This window comes from Chitinophaga sp. CF118 (assembly GCF_900112615.1).
GTDB lineage: Bacteria > Bacteroidota > Bacteroidia > Chitinophagales > Chitinophagaceae > Chitinophaga.
Genome location: NZ_FOMK01000023.1, coordinates 1 through 2,062 on the forward strand (window position 1 = coordinate 1; position 2,062 = coordinate 2,062).

Annotated in this window: 1 protein-coding gene; it reads right to left on the reverse strand. The window is 43.3% G+C overall.

What is annotated here, in order from left to right; all coding sequences use genetic code 11:
• Positions 1-2,044 (reverse strand): non-ribosomal peptide synthetase (locus tag BM176_RS32000; protein ID WP_255373632.1); only part of this gene is annotated, 2,044 nt, incomplete at its 3' end.
• Positions 2,045-2,062 lie beyond the last annotated feature (18 nt).

Consider the following 2,062-nt stretch of genomic DNA (forward strand, 5'->3'; position numbering starts at 1 on the left):
TTAACGCATCTTTTATATCAGCACCGTCAAATAAGCTGGTGATAAAAACATTCAGCATACCTGGCACAAAGTGAAGGCAGCTAACCCCCTCTTTCGAGATCAGTGACAAGATCCGGTCTGGTGAGACCGTATCTTCCCGCTGACATAAAACCATCTTCGCACCCCAGCATAGTGGCATGAAAAGTTCCCATACTGATACATCAAATGTGAAGGTGGTCTTCTGAAGAATGATATCCGCTGCAGTAAATTCATACTGATGCCACATCCATTCGATCCGGTTGATAACTCCCTGATGCTCCAGCATACAACCTTTAGGCTGACCCGTAGAACCTGATGTATAAATTACATATGCGAGGTCTGTGGGTCTGTTGATGATACCTTGATTATTCTTTGAGTACAGAGATGCCTGCTGTCTGAACTTTTCCAGTTCCGCCTCATCTATCAGCACTTTGCACTGGCTGTCTGTAAGCATATAATCTATACGCTCCTGTGGGTACTCCGGATCAATAGGTACATATGCTCCGCCTGACTTTAATACTCCCAGCAGGGAGATGATCATCCATTCACTACGTTCTAATTTTATTCCTATTAAATCATCGGGTTGAATCTGGTAATGGTTCCTTAAATATGCCCCTAACTGGTTAGCATAACTGTTTAACGACTGGTAACTAAACTCCTTACCCGCAAACACCAATGCAATAGCATCAGGAGTTTTTGTTACCTGTTCTTCAAATAATGTTGTTAGTGTTTTATTACGGGGATAAGATCCTGCAGCACCATTAAAATCAACCAGCAACTGAGTTTTCTCCGCATTGCTTAAATAATCCAGCTGATCGATTGCCATGGATGGATCTGCGATGATGGCACACAGCAACTGTTCCAGATGGCAAGCCATCCGTTCGCCGGTGGCATGTTCATAAATATCGCTGTTGTAGGTAATAGTTAGTTGTAATGCATCCGCTTTTTCCGCAAAGGTGAACTGCAGGTCAAATTTGCTGATATGCTGGTCTACTTCTTTGTATTCACTGATCATCACACCCTTTAATGACTGTTCTCCTTCCAGATGATGTTCTTCATTATTCTGCAATACGACCATCACATCAAACAAGGCATTGCGACTCATATCCACTTTCAACGGCAACGCATCCACCAGTTCATCAAAAGGATAGATCTGATGCTCATAGGCGCCCAGCGTGATCTGTTTTACATTTTCCAGCAACTCACGGTAGCTGTCCTTTCCGCTGAATCGTGCTCTTAAAGCCAGGGTGTTAACATAAAATCCGATCTGTTCTTCCAGATCAATATGTTCACGGCCCGCAATAGGGCTACCGATGATAATATCTTCCTGACCGGTATAATGGTATAATAACGTATTAATCGCGCTTAACAGTCCCATAAATAAAGTACCTCCCTCCTGCTGAATAAGTGCTTTTATACCTGCACTGATCGTTTTGCTGAAGGTATGATGGATGATACCGCCATGATAGGTCTTAACGGAAGGACGAAGTTTATCTGACGGTAATTCCAGTACCGGTAATTCACCGGAGAACTGTTCTAACCAATAATTTTTATGTATTTGCAATGCAGCACTATTCAACTGATCCTGCTGCCAGGAAGCGTAATCCTTATATTGAATTTTAAGTGGAGATAACGGATTTGATGCTGTATTGTAAAATAATAACAGCTCTTTAATGAGCACATTCATGGACCAGCCATCACTGATAATGTGATGCATCGTGCAGGTAAAGATCCATTTGTTGGTCCCTGCCTGGTATAAACCGGCACGCAATAATGGACCGGTGCTCAGATCAAATGGTGCAGTAACAGCCTGTTGCAGCAAACTCTTTAGGGTAACCTCATCAGTCTGCATATCATAACCGGCGATATTAAACGGCATGGTATCCAGGATCACCTGACGCACCTCACCCTGTTCATCTTCCCGGAAGATGGTCCGCAGACTCTCATGACGTGCAATCAACTCATCAAAAGCATATTCCAGCAAAGCAAGATCCAACTCACCTTCAAAAACAAATACGCCCGGCATGTTATAAGCTGCACTACC